Genomic DNA, 16,659 nt, shown 5'->3' on the forward strand with positions numbered 1-16,659 from the left:
CTTCGGGCGATCTTCAGGCGAGATGTTTGGCTTGCGAGCTTACTTGCTGCCCTTTTCGGGACTGAGCACGCTGGTCAGTGGCGCCCATGTCGCTCAGCGAAAGCCCTGTGCCAGCGCCCGCGTGATTTCGGCCGCCGACACCTCGCGGCAGCCGCTCGCGTTCTGCCCCGACCACAGCGGAGAAAAGTCGCCGCTGCCCTTGGCCTCGGCCTTGGCGCGCAGCGGCGCAATGGCCGAGGTGGCAAGCGGAAACTCCGGTGCCACCGCGCCGATGGGGCCCAACTCGCGAATCACGCGGTTGACGATGCCGCGCGCCGGCCGGCCGGTGAACAGGTTGGTCAGTGCGGTGTGCCGCGCGGCCTCGCTCTTGAGCGCGGCGCGGTGGATGGCGCTGGTCGTTGCCTCGGGCGCCAGCATGTAGGCGGTGCCCACCTGTACGCCGGCCGCGCCCAGCGCCATGGCCGCGGCCACGCCGCTGGCGTCGGCAATGCCGCCGGCCGCAATCACCGGCACCTTCACCGCGCGCACGAGTTGCGGCAGCAGCGCGAAGGTGCCGAGCTGCTTGGTGAGGTCGTGCGAAAGGAAATGCCCGCGGTGCCCGCCGGCCTCCAGCCCCTGCGCAATGACCGCGTCGGCACCGTGCGCCTCGAGCCACAGCGCCTCGTCGAGCGTGGTGGCAGAGGCCAGCACCTTCGCGCCCCAGCCGCGCACCTGCGCCAGCAGCGCCGCAGGCGGCAGGCCGAAATGAAAGCTCACCACCGGCGGACGAAACTCGGCCAGCAGATCGGCCACATCGGCACTGAAGGGGTTGCGGCCCGGCCCGGCCGCAATGCCCGCGGGGTCGATGCCGTGCTCGATGTAATACGGCGCGAGGGCGGAGCGCCAGGTGGCTTCGCGCTCGGCGCTGGGCACCGGCGGGGTGTGGCAGAAGAAGTTGACGTTGAAGGGCTTGTCGGTGCCGGCGCGAATGGCGGCCAGTTCGCTGCGCAGGGCGTCGGGGCTCAGCATGGCGCAGGGCAGCGAACCGAGCGCGCCCGCGTTGCTGACCGCCACCGCCATCGCGCTGCCCTGCACGCCGGCCATCGGCGCCTGGACGAGGGGCAGTTCAGTGCCCAGAAGTTGTTGCAGCGTGGTCATGCGTGAGGCTCCTTGTCTTGCGGGGTCGCGAGGTTGCGAGGTTGCGTGGTTGCTTGGTCGCTCGGTCATCGACTGCCGCGCATTCTCCCGCCAAGCCGGAGGTCGCCGCGGCGACAGGGTCATCGCCGCGGCGCTTCGGCAAAATGGCGGCCATGCTCAGACGCCTTCCGACTCCCTTCGCTCCCTCCCCAACGCTGCAACGCACAGCCGCCGTGGCCCTCGCAGCCGCCGGCCTGCTGCTGCTCGGCGGCTGCCCGCAGAAAGAGGCCGCCACGGGCGCGGCAGATGTACCTGCCGCACCCACCGCAGCCGCTTCAGCCGCCACCGCACCAGGCGCAACGCCCGCGCCTTCCACGCCGCCCACCGCCTCCGCCAGCCTGAAGCGCGCCGACCTCATGGCGCTGGTGTTCCCCGACTCGCAAGGCCCCAACGCCAAGCCCGAGCAACCCGACGCGGTGTCGCTCCCCGAGATCGGCAACGACGGCAAGTCGGTGCCCGGCAGCACCGCCGAGCAGAACGCCCGCGTGTCACCGCGCGAAGTGGTGAAGCTGGACGACACCCATGCCGTGATGCTCACCGAGACCGTGCCGGTCGACGACCAGGGCCAGGCAATGGACGGCCACGCCAACGGCGCATGGCTCGGCGCCTACTTTTTCGAGCAGGGCCCCGAAGGCTGGAAGCTCACGAGCCGCACCGACGGTGTCGACTACCTCGGCTTCATGGGCAACCTGGGCACCACCAAGATCGAGCGCATGGCGCCCCGGCGCTACGCACTGACCATCACCAACGGCAGTTGCTGGCAGGGCTACTGCGGCGAATGGCTGGCGGTGTATGCGCTGGATGCGGGCAAGGTGCGCCCGGTGACGCCGTCCATTGCCATGTCGGCCTCCAACGAAGGCGCCAGCGAGGGCTGCGACAAGCCGTCAAGGCCCGAGAGCCTGCAGGAGCCGCAGCAAGCCGAGTGCTACGACATCAGCGGCACGCCCGCCTTTACGCCCGCCTTCACGCCCGGCCCCGACGACAACACGCCGGGCGAGATGCGCATCGCCTTCAAGGGCACGCGCACCGTCGTCAACGGCAAGAGCCGCCACACCGAAAACATCGACAACACCCTGGTGTACGCCTGGCGCAAAGACGCCTACGTGCTCACCGAAGGCCGCAACCCCGTGCCGTCGTTCTGAGGCACGAGCGCGACGGGTCTTCGGTCATTCCTCGCTCGTCCACTCCACCTGCACGCCCAGGCTGCGCAGGTTTTCCACGAAGCGTGGATGCGCGCGGCGAATGGGCGCGGCGTTGCGGATCTCCGACTTGCCTTCGATGCTCGCCGCCACCATGAACAGCGCGATCGCCACGCGAATGATGTAAGGGCTCTCGACCACGGCAGGCGTGAGCGGGTTGCCGCCGAAGGTGATGAGGCGGTGCGGGTCCGACGAGAACACATGCGCGCCAAATTTCGACAGTTCGCCCGTCCAGCCCAGCGCGCCGTCGTACACCTTGTTCCAGAACATCGCATTGCCCTGCGCGCGCACGCCCAGCGCAATGAAGATCGGCAGCAGGTCGACCGGAAAGTAAGGCCACGGCGCGGCCTCCACCTTGGTGAGCACGTTGCTGGTGAAGGGCGTCTGCACCTTCAGCGGGCCGCTGCGAATGGCGCGCGACCAGCCGTCTTCATGCACGATCTGCACGCCAAACTTGGCGAACGTGCGGTCGAGCAGCGGAAAGTTTTCCGGCGCGCTGTTGCGCACCACCACATCGCCGCCGGTGATGGCGCCCAGCGCCAGGAAGGTGGTGATCTCGTGGAAGTCTTCGTCGAAGCGAAACTCCCCGCCCTTGAACGCGCCGCCGCCGTGCACCGTGAGCCGCGAGGTGCCCAGGCCGTCGATGCGCACGCCAATCATGGCCATGAAGCGGCAGAACTCCTGCACATGCGGCTCCGACGCGGCATTGGTCAGCGTCGAGGTGCCGCCCGCGGCGGCCGCGCACAGCACGAAGTTCTCGGTGGTGGTGACCGAGGCGTAGTCCAGCCAATGGTCAGTGGGCGTGAGGCGGCCCTTGCTGTGCACCAGCAGCGAGCCTTCGGTGCGCTCGACCTCGCCGCCGAAGCGCTGAAACACCTCCACATGCGGATCGATCTCGCGCACGCCCAGCGTGCAGCCCTTCACGTTGTCTTCCAGCCGCGCCACGCCGAAGCGCGCGAGCAGCGGCGGCACCAGCATGATCGACGAGCGCATCTCCTCGGGCAGCCGATGGCGTGCCGCGTCGAAGCTGGTCTCGCGGTGGTGCAGCTCCAGCGTGCCGGTAGCGTGGTCCATGTGCACCTCGCTGCCCAGGGTGCGAAAGATGTCGAGGATCTTGCGCACGTCGGTGATGTCGGGCACGCCCAGCAGCCGCAAGGGCTCCCACGTCAGGAGGGTGGCGCAGAGCACCGGTAGCACGGCGTTCTTGTTGGCGGAGGGGGTGATGCGGCCACGCAGCGGCGTACCGCCGTGCACGATGAGGTTGGACATGAAGAGGCGGGGGGGAACGGAAGGCGGTGGGGGGAAAGAGTCGGGGACAATCCAAAACTCAGGCCGGGAACTTTACCGTCAGAAAGCAGCATGAACGGCTCTGAAGTTGTAAGAACTTCAAATTGAAAGACGCCGAATTAACAATTCTTTCGCGTTACATCCAGTTGATTTACCCCGACCTGGCCAAACCAACTCCTTATGCGCACGCTTGAAGAACTGATAGACACCGAAGACGCCGCTTTGCCGCTCCTGAAGGAGTGGGCTGAAGGCGCGAGCCACTCCTTCGAGCTGCTGGCCCCCTCCCCCCAGCCCGAGCGCGACCGCGTGCTGCTCGGCCTGCAGGTGACCACGCGCTCGACCATGGGCGCCGTGGCCCATGACACCGGCGGCGTGCTCATCGACCACGGCTGGCTGCGCGTGCTGGGCTCGGGCCATGCCAGGCTGGGCCGCAACATCCTCGACTGGAACGACGGACGGTCCAACGGCTTTCTGCTGGTGGCGGACGACGTGGTGGGCGGCTTCTTTGCGCTGAACGGCGGCGGGCTCGGCGAAGACGCCGGCGCCATGTACTACTGGGCGCCCGACACGCTCACCTGGGAGTCGCTGGAGATCGGCTACAGCGACTTTCTGGAATGGGCGTCGACCGACCGGCTGCAGGTGTTCTACGCAGACATGCGCTGGGCCGGCTGGGAGTCAGACATGAAGACCATCGGCGCGGACCAGTGCTTCAACTTCTTTCCGTTCCTTTGGACGAAAGAGGGCTCGGTGCAGCAGAGCGCGCGCACGCCGGTGGCGGTCGAGGAGCAGTACGCGTTCAACCTGGAGATGGCGGGCAAGGCGCAGGCATAGAGCAGAAGGTTGGCCCGCGCGCTCTTGCGCTCACTTCGGGCCGAGCAACTTGCCGCTCGCCAGCAACCGCGTCGTTCGAAACAGCAGCACGGCAATCAGCACGCTCAGGAAGGCCAGCAGCGCGAGCGCCAGCGCCGTGACCGCCACGTGATCGACGTGTTGCGCATAGCGCAGCGCGGCATTGCTGAGCGCGGCCATCGGAAAGCTCAGGGCCCACCATCCGGCCGCGAACGGAATGCTGCGCTTGAACACCTTGAAAACTAGCGAGAAGAACACAAACAGGCCGAAGTAGAAAAGCATCGCGGCAAAGCTGTCGACCCGCTGAAAGAAGTGGGTGTATGCCAGAAAGCCGACCTCGAACGGCGCCGTCAAGATCATCAGCGACGGCACCATGTCGTTCGCGAGCTTTTCATGGTGGTGAATGAGCCTGGAGACGATCATCGTGAAGAAGACCAGCGCCAGCATCGTGCCCACGGCCATCGAGAACAGGTTGACCTCTCTGGCCCAGGCCATCGGCATGGTGCCACCGGCCACCGTGATGTCGAGCGTGGCCACGCCCGGAATGAGCCAGGCCGGCACGGCGTGGCCCGCATCGACCTTGCCCCGCAGCAGCCGGCTCACGATGGTGAAAGACAGCGCAATGGTCGTGACCACGCCCACCGTCCACAGCACCTGCGCCGCACGCGCACTGACGGGCGCCACCACCGACGAGATCAACAGAATGGCAATGGCGACCGTACCGAAGAAGTTGCCCGCAATGGGATGCTGGAACTCGCTGCGCACTGCATCCGGATGCAGCACCGCCTTGGCCGCATAGGCCACGCAAAGCACCACGAAGAGCACGACCGCCAGCGTGCCGATGGCGCCATCGATCAGCGGGCTGGCCCCGAACTGCTGACCCGCCTGCCGCCAGGCCGTGGCCAGCCCTGAAACACCCATGACCGAGGCGAACAGACTGACGGGGAGGTTACGAAGGGACGATGCCTGCCGCGGGCTTGCCGCCGGGCTCAGCGTGTGCGTGGTGTTGATGCTTGCTCCTGGATGAACGCGAACGAATGGCGCCAAGCGCCTTGCAGCAAAGTCTAGGAGCGAGGGTCGCAGCGCGGGCTGCGGCCGTGGCGCGGTTTGCGCCATTGATGGCCGTTTTCAGGCCATGCCCATGTGCGTTCGAGGCTAGGACGCTTCGGCGACCTGCAGTGCGCCGGTGGCAGCGACGCCGTGTGCGTCGGCCATCGCAGGCAAGCCAGGCGCACCTTCATTCAGTTGCGTCGGCGCCTCGCTTCTGAAGCGCAGGCGGTAGTCGCGCGGCGTCGTGTCCAGCCGCTTCGCGAAAACGATGCGCATGTGGTTGGCGCTGTGGAAGCCGCATCGAAACGCCACCGTCTTCATCGGCAGGTCGGTCTCCTCGAGCAGCTTGCGCGAGAAGTCGACACGCACCTGCTCCACGAACGCCGACGGTGTCATGTTGGCGTGCTTCGAGAAGACGCGCGAGAACGTACGCCGGCTCACGCCCACCGCATCGGCAAGTTGCTCGATGGACAGCGGCGCGTCGATGTGGTCCGTGACATGGCGCAGCACCTTCGCCACGATGGTTTCTTCCTGCGGCCCCACCGCCAGGAAGGGGCTGTACTGCGACTGCCCGCCCTCGCGGCGGATGTACACGATGAGGCGCTTGGCAATGCGCAAGGCCAGCTCGTGGCCCCAGTCCTCCGTGACCAGCGCCAGGCACAGGTCGACACCGGCCGTGACGCCGGCGCAGGTGAACAGGCTGCCGTCGCGCACGAAGATCTTGTCGGGCCGCACGCGCGCCCTGGGAAACTGCGCAATGAGCCGGTCGACGTCATGCCAATGCGCGGTGACCTGCTTGCCGTTCAACAGCCCCGCATGGCCCAGAGGAAAGGCGCCGTTGCACACGGAGCCGTAGCGCCGCGCGCCCGTGGCCTTGGCGCGCAACCAATGCAGAAAGCTGGGTGCGTAGGTGTTCACGTCGGGCAGCTTGGGCCCGCCTGCGACCAGCAGCAGATCGGGTTGGTCGTGGTGGTCGAGGTAGCCCACATCGACTTGCAGCGCCATGCCGTTGGCGCAACGTACGCTCCCCGCGCGCAGGCCGACCAGCGTGACCTGGTAGTGCTGCTCGGGGGGAAGAAAGTTGTTGGCCTCGGCGAACACATCCATCGGTGCCGCAACGTCCAGCGCCTGCACACCTTCCAACACGACGATTGCCAGCTTCATGGTTCCAGTGTCTCGCTTCAAGCGCTGAAAGCACTTCAGCCGGGGCATTGTAGAACGGTCTGTCTACATCAGGTTTGCAGTGCGGAAGCGGCGCCCACCGGTATCCGTAGAAATTACAGATTCACACCGATTGGGGGTCCATTGCGCAACGCTCTGGCGCAGAATCTTTTGCATACCAAGGCAAACACACATCCACGCCATGACCAACGCCATGACACTCGACCAACTCTTCGCCAACGAAGCGTCGCTCCCCACGGTTCCGCGGGTGGTGTCCGACCTGATAGAGATGCTGCGCGACGACGACGTGTCCTTTGCGACCATCGCGCACCGCATCGAGCTCGATCAGGTGCTGGCGGCCAAGGTGCTGCAGATGGTCAACTCGCCCTTCTTCGGGGTGCAGCGAAAGATCTCTTCGATTCAGGGCGCAATTCTGATGCTGGGCCTCTCCACCATTCGGTCGTTCGTCGTGAGCTCCGGGGTGTCGGGCACTTATCGCAAGGTGGACGGTGTCGACCTGCCCGACTTCTGGGCGCACAGCCTGCGCGTGGCGTCGGTCTCGCGCTACCTGGCCGCCAAGACACGGCGCGTCGACCCCAACCTGGCGTTCACCGCGGGCAGCATGCATGCCATTGGCCACCTCATCATGGCGCAGGCCATGCCGCAGCGCATGGCCGCACTGAACGCCGCGCACCCCTTCGACGCGCTCGGGCGCGCGCAACTTGAGCTTGCGGAGTTCGGCTACCACTACGGCGATGTGAGCGCGTCGCTCGCGCAGCGCTGGGACTTTGCGCCCGACCTCATCGGCGGGCTGTCGAGCTTTGTGAACCCTGCCAAGTCGGAGCGCGTGAACGCGCTCGGCGGCGTGCTTCACCTGGCGGTGTGGCGCGTGGCCCTGGAGCGCCAGGGCGTGGACCTGAGCAACGTGGCCGGCTTCTGGCCGAGCCAGTCCGCGATGGTGGCCATCGGCATCACCGAGGACATCGTTCAGCAGATGCCGCCGCCACGCGTGCTGGCTGCGGACCTGGAACCGATGATTGCCTGAGCGGGCCGCTCGGCCCTCCGTCTGGCCAAGCTAACCCGTCAGCGCCTCGCATTGGCTTTCGATGCGCGCGTGAAGCAGGGCCAGCGACACCGAGAGAAACCGATTCAACGCGCTGCGCTGGCACGGGTCGAAAAGCGGCGCGGGGTCTGCGTCGGACATAGCCGCATCGCGGCGGTCTTCATCCCACGCAAGCAACTGCGCCAGCGTGTGCGCACCCTGAACGGCATCGCGTGCGTCGTTGAGAAACGCGGCGTGGCTTTGCTGCGATGGATCGAGTGGCTCGCCTTGCAACCATTCGAAGGGTTTGAACTGGGCGGTGGGACGGTAGGGCTTGCTGCAAGAGCAGCCGGCGTTCGAAGCATGGGCCATGGGGCCTCCTAGGATGTCGATTTGCAACAACCGACGCCCTCGACGCCAATCGGGGGCGGCAGCTCGAACAGGTTGGCGTACCGGGACATCCTTGCGGAAACCGGCAGGGCGCGAGCCCTCCCGTTCGAGCCGCCTTAAAAGGCGCACGAACGAAAAAAGCCGCAGACCATGTGCGGTGACTGCGGCTTTCGTCGCAGGATGTCAGCGGGACGCCAATCCCGACCCCGCTCATCACGAGGCAGGGGCAATGTACGCGGTCTGTGGAGAGCCCGTCAAGTCGCGCGCTGGAGCTCCTGTGTGTTTTGGCTGACGGCCGCGTGGGGGCTGATTGGCGGCCCACGCGTGCCCGCGCTGGCTCATGCCAAACTTGGGCCATCGCCTCTGCGCTGCCCCGCCACCCGTTCACCTTGAACCCGGCATTTGCGGCAGCACATCAAAGCCAAAGCCAACCCGTTCGCAAAAATGAAAACCATCGATGAGATGCTCAATCTCGACCTGCTGACAGCCGACCAGCATCATCAAATAGGCGCATGGATAGAGCGCGCCAGTTCGCCGGAAGAAATTCTGCAGATGCCCTCTTCACTCTGGCAAGCCGTGGAACGCGCAAGCGCGGTCATGGGCATCGACGCCGACCTGACGCGGCCGCCTTCGCTGGACGATGGGGGCGCGGACCTTAGCTAGCGCGCCACGCGCCTCACACCAGCCTCAGGTCCTTCGGCGCCACCCCGTCGAACACCCGCGCCAACTGTGCCGGCGACAAGCCGTACATCCGCTGGAACAGCCCACCGAACACCGCGCGGTATTCATTGAGCACCGGGTAGTCCCGGTTCTGGAACAGCGTGGCCTGCGTGAGCGCCTGCTGCTCGCCCACCACGCGCCCGCCAGCCTGCGCCGCAAGGCCGCCGCCTAGCACCCAGTACACGGTGCCGTGCCCGTGGTCGGTGCCGCGGTTGCCGTTCTCGCGGAAGGTGCGGCCGAACTCGCTGATGACGACCACCACGGTCTGGCGCCATGCGTCGTCGCCCATCTCCTGCGCGAAGCCGGCCACGCCGCGGCCCAGTTCCTCGAAGCGGTTGGCCAGGTAGCCGGTGGCGGCCCCCTGCCCCACGTGGGTGTCCCAGCCGCCGACGTCGACAAAGCCCAGGTCGTAGCGGTCGCGCATCAACAGCGCCATGCGCCGCGCCACCAGCTCGAAGCCCTTGGCGGTCATGGCGTTGCGGCTGGCTGCGTCCATCTCGGCCTGCACGGCGCGCATCACCTCGTCGCGCACCTGAAAGCCTTCGGCCACCGGCTGGGCCAGCGCGGTGTTGCGGTACATGGCCGCAATGACCTGGCTCTGCCGCGCATCGATGCCCGAGCGCGCATTGCCCGCCAGCGCCATGTTGGCGGCCTTGGCGTTGCCGCGCATCGAAATGGGCAACTGGTCGGTGAAGGCGATGGGCGACACGTCGGTGATGGGCCCCGCGCCCAGCACGCCGGCCAGGCGGTTCAGAAAGCCCGAGCGGTAGTCGCGGCGCTTGTCGAGCGCCTGGCCCAGCTCGATGGAGTCCTGCGTTTCGAAGTGGCTGCGCGTGAGGTCGTCGGTGCCGGCGAAGGCGATGAAGGAGGCCTGCTTCTGCTGGTAGAGCGGCATCACGCTTTGCGCCAATGCGGGGTGCAGGCCCCAGTTGGCGTCGAGCGGCAGCGCGCCGTTGGGCGTGCCGGGGCGCGCGATGGCGATGTTGGGGCGCGAGGCGTAGTAGAAGTCGCTGCCGGTGGGCACCAGCAGGCTGGTGCTGTCGTAGGCGCCGCGCAGGAACACGACCAGCAGCTTGGTGCCTTCGGCCGCGGGCGCGGCCATGAGCTGCCCCGCGGCGCCCGCGAAGGGGGCGGCGGCCATGAGCCTGAGGAGTTCTCTGCGTTGCATGACGATGTCCTTTATGTCTTCTGTCTTCTGCCTTCTGTCTTGCTCCTTCCCCTTCCGGGGGAAGGTTGGGATGGGGGCGCGGCGGCGCTTGCTTCACCGCAGCGCTTCATCGAACGCCGCTTGCCCCCACCCCTGCCCTCCCCCGGAAGGGGAGGGAGAAAACCCCGAAAAACCTCAGCGGCGCATCAGCTCCGGCGACGCCAGCAAGAAGGTATTCCACTCCTGCGGGTTCTTCGCCTGCGCCAGCGCCTCGCGCGTGTCCGCGCTCAGGCCGCCCTGCATGGCACGCACCGCGCGCGACTCGGCCAGTTGCGGAAACGCGGGCTTCTCCAGCGGCGCCTTGTCGTCCGCGCGGAACAGCACGGCACCGTTCGCGCCGATGGCGCGCGCAATTTCGAAGCGCGTGTTCATCTGCCCCGCGCTCGCCCATGCCGCTTCGTTCAGCGGATAGCCGTCGGGCGTCTCGTGGCCGTACAGCGGCTCGCCCATGCGGTTGATCCAGCCGAGCATCGGGTTCACGTTCAGCGCCACGCGGTCGTCGTAGGCCAGCCGCACGCCGGCCAGCACGTAGTGCACCGGGTCTCGAAACTTGTGGCCCAGCGAGGCGGTGAATTCAGGCGACTCGAACAGCGCCTTCAGCGTGACCGCAATGTCGCCGTCGCTGCGCGTGAAAGCCGCGGCCATGCGATCGACCAGCGCCTGTGGCGGGTCGTCCGACACGAAGTACACGGCCAGCTTGCGCGACACAAAGCGCGCAGTGGCCGGGGAACGCGCCAGGCGGTCGAGCGCCTCGTCGGCCTCGGCCAGGCCGTGGCTTTGAATGGGCTGACCCAGCAGCGTCTTGGGCCCGTAGTCGTGCCGGTTGGGGTTGAACTCGAACAGGCCCTTGCGCACATAGTCGGCCCGCAAGGCCGGGCGCACATTGGGCGGCGGCGCGTCCAGCGGTTGCATGCTCACGCCCACGCCGGTGAGCACACGCGCCAGCTCCTGCACGTCGGCCTGCGAGTAGCCGCTGCCCACGCCCAGCGTGTGCAGCTCCATCAGCTCGCGCGCGTAGTTCTCGTTGATGCGGTTGGCGGCGTTTTGCGCGTTGTCCAAGTAGCGCAGCATGGCCGGGTGGTGCAGCGTGGCGCCCAGCAGGTCGCGGAACTTGCCGAGCGCGTGCGGGCGAATGGCGTTTTCTTCGTAGTCGCCCACCATCGCGCGCAGGTTGTCCTTGCGCAGGTTGACGTTGAAGTGGTTCATCCAGAACCAGGTCATCTGCTCCTGCAGCTGGTTGGGCGAATACAGCGCGCGGAGCACGAAGCGGGTCTGCGCTTCGCGCGCAAGGTTGTTCAGCTGCTGCTGGTAGGCCTGGCGCGCGGCCTTCTTCTGGTCTTCGTCGGGCAGGGCGTCGGCCGCCTTGCGCTGCGCGTCGAGCTCGGTCACGAGCTGATCGAGCGGCGTGTGCGAGATGACCATGGCGTCTATCTGCGCCTGCGCCGCGGGCGGCAGTTGCGCGGCAGCAGCGGAGCGCGGGTTGAGCTGGTCGCGCATCCACAGCGGCAGGCCGCGCTGCGCGAGCTGCGCGTCGCTGCTGGCGTTGGCGCCCCAGCTCACGCGGTCGAGCCAGCGCAGGCGCGTGGCCTCGTTCAGGGGCGCGGACGGCAGCGACACCGTGACCAGCGGCCGTTGGTCGCCCGGCGTGCTCGCGCAGGAAGCAAGCAGTGCCAGCGCGCAGGCACCGAGCGCCATGGACGCGCGGCGCCGGGAGAACAACGCAGCCGCAGCGGCAGTGGCCGGCATGGCGTTCACTCCCTGCGCATGTCGTGGTGGCGCACGTCGCCGATGGCGTGCTGCGCGGTGTTCAGTGCCAGGTCGACATGCGCCAGGCCGCGTTGCTGGAACGGACGCGACCGCGGGTCGTCTTCTTCGCGCGCCACGTCGGAGCGCACCTTGCGCAGCAAGTCGACCGCCACATGCAGGCGGCCTTCGCGCGGCAGCCATGCATCAGTGGGCTCGCGCCATTCGACGGGCTTGCCGTCCAGCCATGCGGCATGCTGCAGATCGCCGATGGCGGCGTGGATTTCGTCGACCACCACCTGCTCGTCGCGCGAGACGCTGCCGTCTTCAGGCCGGCGGTGCGCCACCTGCCATTCGGCGGTGCGCAGGTCGGACAGCGCATGCAGGTAGAACGGGTGCTTGCCGTATTCGTCGGCCAGCGCGGGCAGCGAAGCCGCGGCCAGAATGGCAAGTGCGGCAATGAGGCTTTTCTTCTTCATCTTCGGGCTCCTGAGGGTGACAGCAATGAAAGGATGCCACCTCAACCCCCCAAGCCCGCCGCGCGTTGACGGCCTTTACTTTCGTAACGCTGCGCAAAGACGGCGCCCTGCGCCGCCCTGGTCAGGCTACCGACAGGCTCGACGGTGCAGCGCCGGCAATCTGGCGCAGCGCACGCTCGAACACCTCGACGGGCTGACCGCCGGAGATGAGGTGCTGGTCGTTGATGATGATCGCGGGCACCGAGTGAATGCCGGCGTCGGTGTACATGCGCTCGCGCTCGCGCGTTTCCTGCGCGAACTCGTCGCTGGCCAGAATCTCGCGGGCGCGTGCGGCGTCCAGGCCCGCTTCTGTTGCCGCGCGCACCAGCACGTCGGCGTCCGAAGGGTTCTGGCTGTCGGTGAAGTAGGCCTTCAGCAGCAGCTTCTTCAGCGCTGCCTGCTTGGCCGGGCTTTCCAGCTCGGCCCAATGCAGCAGGCGGTGGGCGTCGAAGGTGTTGTACACACGTGGGCGGCCTTCGGGGCTGAACTCGAAGCCCACCGCCGCGCCGCGCTGGCGAATCATTTCGCGCGACTGGGCCTGCTGCTCGCGCGTGGAACCGTACTTCTGGTTCAGGTGCTCGAAGGTGTCCTGCCCTTCGGGCGGCATCTGCGGGTTCAGCTCGAAGGGCTGAAAGTGCAGCTCGGCGGTGACGTCGGGCGCCACGTTTTTCAGTGCGGCTTCGAGTGCGCCAAGGCCCACGGCGCACCAGGGGCAAGACACATCGGAGACGAAATCGATCTTGAGATGGGAGGTCATGGCGCCATTCTTCATGGCGCCACAAGCCTTGGTGCGCGAAAGGTTTTCAGGCGATGGCGGTTCGCATCAGGCCGTGGCCTTGGCCATGCGTGCGTCCGACAGTGTCTGCTCGCGCAGGCGGTCGTATTCCTGCTTGTCGACCGGCACCGCGTCGGGCTTGCCCAGGTCGTTCATGCGAACGCGGTAGGTCTCGCGTGCGCTCATGGCCGCCAGAGCCGCCAGGATGGTCACCGCGAAGGTGATGGCACCCACGGTGAGCCACACATTGGTGGAACCCGGAGGCGCCACGGCGGCGAACAGGGCCGGCAGCAGCGCGGTGATGGTGGTGCCCACGTTCTGCGAAATGGCCATGGCCGACACGCGGTTGCGGGTGCGGAACAGCTCCGGGTAGAAGCTGGGGAAGGTCGCGTTGTAGCCCTGGTACACGATGCCCCACATCAGCAGCGACATGCAAACAGCCAGCGGCACGTTCTTGATGCTGATGGCGTAAAGGTAGGCGAACGACAGCAGGCCCGAGGCCAGCGCGCCAAAGATGATCGGCGGGCGGCGGCCGATGCGGTCCGACAGGTTGCCCACGTACGGAATGACGATCACGGCCAATATGTTGCCCAGCACCGGAATCCACAGGTACACGTCTTTCTGAAAGCCGATGCCGTAGGCGGCCTGCACCGCATAGGCCGCGCCAAACACGGTGGCCACCACCGGAATGACGTTCATCAGCGCCATGCACACCACGCGCAGCATGTCGCCCCAGCTGTCGGTGAAGGCCTGCACGATGGGCGCCTTGGCCACTTCGCCCTTCTGGCCCACTTCGGCAAAGGCCGGGGTTTCGTCGACTTCGCGGCGAATGATGTAGCCGGCCACGATCACCAGAAAGCTCAGCAGGAACGGAATGCGCCAGCCCCACGAGTTGAATGCTTCCTCGGGCATGTAATGCGCCAGCGGCAAGAACACTGCGGCCGCCAGGATCTGGCCGGCCTGCACGCCCTGCAGCGTGAAGCTCGCGAAGAAGCCGCGGCGCCCGAAGGGTGCGTGCTCAAGAATCATCGAGCTCGCGCCCGAAATTTCTCCGGCCACCGCAAAGCCCTGAATCAGGCGCAGCAGCACCAGCAGCGCGGGGGCCAGCAGGCCGACCTGGTCGTACGTGGGCAGCAGGCCCACGGCCACGGTGGAGAAACCCATCAGAAACATGCACAGCACCAGCACCTGCTTGCGGCCATGGGTGTCCCCCCAGTGGCCGAGCACAAAGGCGCCGATGGGCCGCGCAACGTAGCCCACGCCGTAGGTGGCGAGCGACGCGATGATGGCGGTCTTGGGGTCGCCCTTGGGAAAGAAGATCTGCGGAAAAATCAGCGCCGCCGCGGTGGCGTAGATGAAAAAGTCGTAGTACTCCAGCGCCGAGCCGATCCAGCCGCTTGCCGCGGCCTTCTTCGACTGGTGCCTGCCTTGCGGCTCATGGGCGATGTTGTTGGCCATGTGTTGTCTCCAGTGTTGACGGGTAAGTAATTTGAAAAACCCAACGAATCAAGCCTGCGCCTGAGAAGCCATGCGCGCCGGTGCATTGAGGGCACCGTACGCGTCGTAGTTGCCTACGCGTTGTGCAACCTCGAAGAACAGTCCACCCTCGAAACTCTCGGTGTAGATATGCAGGTAGTCGCCGGCCGCCGAGCGGTCGAACAGCACGCCCGCTTCGCGCATGCGCGACAGCAGTTCGGGTGCGAGGTCGATGCGCGTGGCCAGGTCGTCGTAGTAGTTGTCGGAGATGGGCACAAAGCGCGTGCCGTTGGCGCGCAGCCTGGCGGCCGTGTCGAAGATGTCCGTGCAGCTCAGCGCAATGTGGTGCACCGCGCCGCCGCCCGTCACGCTCAGCGTGCGCGCGGTGCGGGTGCGCTGGCTCAGCGACACGTTCAGCACCAGGCGCAGGCTGCGCGTTGCATTGGCCACGCCGCGGCTGCGAATGAGGCCGAAGGGGTCGGCCAGCTCCAGGCTCTCGCCGGGCTCCAGGCCGAGCACGGCGCGCGTGAACAGCACCCAGGTGTCGAGCTGGTCGAGCGCCAGGCCCAGCGCCACATGGTCGATGCGTTGCAGGCCGGCGTCACTCGCATCCGCGCCCCGGTCGTCGAGCACAAAGTCCGCCTCGTACAGGCCGTTGGCGCCCAGCGCCTCGGGCACAAAATGCAGCAGGTTGCCGCCCGGCGCCACGATGGCCGGCACGCGCAGCTCGTTGGGGCCGACCGGGCTGTCGTGCCGCTGCGAGCGCATGGCGGTGGCGCGGCCCACGGCGGCAAGCGGGTCGTCGCAGCGCACGCCCAGCGCGCACACCGAGGTGCCGTGCGCATCGAAGCGCTGGCGCGCAAAAGAGTCGGGCTGCGCGTTCACGATCAGGTTGATGTCGCCCTGGCGGTACAGCGTCACGGCCTTGGAGCGGTGCTGGCCGATGCGGCGAAAACCCAACTGCTTCACCAGCGTGGCCAGCGACACCGCAGAGGCCTCGTCGGCCGCGAACTCGATGAACGACAGGCCCGACAGCGCCGGTGCCGCTGGCGGGTTGAACAGCTCCACGCGCTGCGGCTGCACCGCTTGCGCAGGCGTTGCCGTGGCCATGCGCTTGCGCGCTTCGCTCTCCAGGTACAGCAGCGAGCGCATCGCGTCCACCGCGGTGCGGCGGTTGGGCGTTTCGCGAAAGATGTCGTTGAAGATTTCCAGCGACAGCGGCCCGGTGTAGCCGGCGCGCAGCACCTGCTCGAAGAAGCCGACCACGTCGAAGTCGCCCTGCCCCGGAAACGAACGGTGGTGGCGCGCCCACTGCAGCACGTCCATGGCCAGCAGCGGCGCGTCGGCCATCTGCAGAAAGAAGATCTTGTCGCCCGGAATGTCGGCAATGCCGGCCGGGTCGTCCTTCAGAGACAGCGTGTGAAAGCTGTCCAGAATCAGGCCCAGGTGCGCATGGTTCGCCTGCTTCACGATGTGCCAGGCCTGGCCGTACAGCGAGGTGTGGCGGCCCCAGGCCAACGCCTCGAAGCCCACGCGCAGGTTGCGGCGCGCGGCGCGCTCGGCCAGTTCATGCAGCTGCGCCGCGGCCAATGCGGGGTCGTTCACCGCCAGCGCCGACGTGTTGGAGCAGCACAGCACCAGCGGCGCGCCCATCGCCTCCATCAGGTCGAACTTGCGCTCGGCGCGTTCCAGGCTGCGGCGGAACTGCGGCTCGGGCATGCCTTCGAAGTCGCGGAACGGCTGGTACAGGTCGATCGACAGGCCCAGGTCGCCCGTGATGCGGCGCAGCTCGGCGGCCGTGCCCTTGAAGTTGATGAAGTCGGCCTCGAACAGCTCGATGCCGTCGAAACCGGCGGCAGCAACGGCTTCGAGCTTCTGGCGCAGGGTGCCGCTGAGCGAGACGGTGGCGATGGAACGGTGCATGGGGGTGACTGTAAAAAGGCCTGCGCCTGTTCACAACGCCCATCGCACCCCATGTGATCGATCATCGATCAAATACGTCCGTTAATCGCACGGAATAGGGGTTACATCTAGGCTGCCGCAGCACGGTGCCGGGCCCGCCACCC

15 protein-coding genes are annotated in these 16,659 nt (G+C 67.0%); 4 read left to right on the forward strand and 11 right to left on the reverse strand.

All coding sequences use genetic code 11. The annotated features are described in order from the left end of the window. Positions 1 to 93: 93 nt before the first annotated feature. Entirely contained in the window at positions 94 to 1,137 is a 1,044-nt protein-coding gene (locus tag VLK31_RS21035) for an NAD(P)H-dependent flavin oxidoreductase (RefSeq protein WP_409170378.1), read from the reverse strand. Between the two features lie 212 nt (positions 1,138 to 1,349). Here VLK31_RS21035 and VLK31_RS21040 point away from each other — a divergent pair, with 212 nt between their 5' ends. Beyond that, a complete protein-coding gene (locus VLK31_RS21040; RefSeq protein ID WP_409170379.1) occupies positions 1,350 to 2,318 on the forward strand; it encodes a hypothetical protein in 969 nt (322 codons plus the stop codon). Positions 2,319 to 2,342: 24 nt separating this feature from the next. Here VLK31_RS21040 and VLK31_RS21045 read toward each other — a convergent pair whose 3' ends face one another. Then, positions 2,343 to 3,644 (reverse strand): UDP-N-acetylglucosamine 1-carboxyvinyltransferase, encoded by a 1,302-nt coding sequence (locus tag VLK31_RS21045; protein ID WP_409170380.1) that lies wholly within the window; start codon positions 3,642 to 3,644, stop codon positions 2,343 to 2,345. A gap of 198 nt (positions 3,645 to 3,842) precedes the next feature. On the opposite strand from VLK31_RS21045, the gene VLK31_RS21050 reads away from it, so the two are divergent. Then, a complete protein-coding gene (locus tag VLK31_RS21050; RefSeq protein WP_409170381.1) occupies positions 3,843 to 4,493 on the forward strand; it encodes a DUF2625 domain-containing protein in 651 nt (216 codons plus the stop codon). A gap of 30 nt (positions 4,494 to 4,523) precedes the next feature. Here VLK31_RS21050 and VLK31_RS21055 read toward each other — a convergent pair whose 3' ends face one another. Then, the gene (locus VLK31_RS21055) at positions 4,524 to 5,522 is read right to left on the reverse strand and encodes an SLAC1 anion channel family protein (protein WP_409170531.1); all 999 of its coding nucleotides are present in this window, start codon (positions 5,520 to 5,522) and stop codon (positions 4,524 to 4,526) included. Between the two features lie 144 nt (positions 5,523 to 5,666). Next, complete coding sequence (locus VLK31_RS21060) at positions 5,667 to 6,725, reverse strand: GlxA family transcriptional regulator (protein WP_409170382.1); 1,059 nt, start codon at positions 6,723 to 6,725, stop codon at positions 5,667 to 5,669. 199 nt (positions 6,726 to 6,924) lie between these two features. Here VLK31_RS21060 and VLK31_RS21065 point away from each other — a divergent pair, with 199 nt between their 5' ends. Beyond that, a complete protein-coding gene (locus VLK31_RS21065) occupies positions 6,925 to 7,767 on the forward strand; it encodes an HDOD domain-containing protein (RefSeq protein ID WP_409170383.1) in 843 nt (280 codons plus the stop codon). A 30-nt stretch (positions 7,768 to 7,797) separates the two neighbouring features. On the opposite strand, the gene VLK31_RS21070 is transcribed toward VLK31_RS21065, so the two are convergent. Continuing rightward, positions 7,798 to 8,136: a hypothetical protein gene (locus VLK31_RS21070; RefSeq protein ID WP_409170384.1), complete on the reverse strand. Its 339-nt coding sequence runs from the start codon at positions 8,134 to 8,136 to the stop codon at positions 7,798 to 7,800. A 462-nt stretch (positions 8,137 to 8,598) separates the two neighbouring features. Between VLK31_RS21070 and VLK31_RS21075 the strand changes: the two genes are divergently transcribed. After that, positions 8,599 to 8,817: a hypothetical protein gene (locus VLK31_RS21075; protein WP_409170385.1), complete on the forward strand. Its 219-nt coding sequence runs from the start codon at positions 8,599 to 8,601 to the stop codon at positions 8,815 to 8,817. 13 nt (positions 8,818 to 8,830) lie between these two features. Here VLK31_RS21075 and VLK31_RS21080 read toward each other — a convergent pair whose 3' ends face one another. From VLK31_RS21080 to VLK31_RS21105, 6 genes are all read right to left on the reverse strand, one after another. Next, on the reverse strand, positions 8,831 to 10,042 hold the full coding sequence (locus VLK31_RS21080) for a DUF1501 domain-containing protein (RefSeq protein WP_409170386.1): 1,212 nt from the start codon (positions 10,040 to 10,042) through the stop codon (positions 8,831 to 8,833). A 174-nt stretch (positions 10,043 to 10,216) separates the two neighbouring features. Further along, a complete protein-coding gene (locus tag VLK31_RS21085) occupies positions 10,217 to 11,827 on the reverse strand; it encodes a DUF1800 domain-containing protein (protein ID WP_409170387.1) in 1,611 nt (536 codons plus the stop codon). 5 nt (positions 11,828 to 11,832) lie between these two features. Further along, a complete protein-coding gene (locus tag VLK31_RS21090) occupies positions 11,833 to 12,303 on the reverse strand; it encodes a hypothetical protein (RefSeq protein ID WP_409170388.1) in 471 nt (156 codons plus the stop codon). Positions 12,304 to 12,424: 121 nt separating this feature from the next. Further along, complete coding sequence (locus VLK31_RS21095; RefSeq protein WP_409170389.1) at positions 12,425 to 13,099, reverse strand: DsbA family oxidoreductase; 675 nt, start codon at positions 13,097 to 13,099, stop codon at positions 12,425 to 12,427. 66 nt (positions 13,100 to 13,165) lie between these two features. Beyond that, positions 13,166 to 14,575 carry an MFS transporter gene (locus VLK31_RS21100; protein WP_409170390.1) on the reverse strand — a complete coding sequence of 470 codons (1,410 nt, stop codon included), beginning with the start codon at positions 14,573 to 14,575 and terminating at the stop codon, positions 13,166 to 13,168. A gap of 48 nt (positions 14,576 to 14,623) precedes the next feature. Continuing rightward, complete coding sequence (locus VLK31_RS21105; RefSeq protein WP_409170391.1) at positions 14,624 to 16,516, reverse strand: bifunctional sugar phosphate isomerase/epimerase/4-hydroxyphenylpyruvate dioxygenase family protein; 1,893 nt, start codon at positions 16,514 to 16,516, stop codon at positions 14,624 to 14,626. Positions 16,517 to 16,659 lie beyond the last annotated feature (143 nt).

The sequence above is a fragment of the Variovorax sp. H27-G14 genome (genome assembly GCF_046156345.1).
Classification (GTDB): Bacteria; Pseudomonadota; Gammaproteobacteria; order Burkholderiales; family Burkholderiaceae_C; genus Variovorax.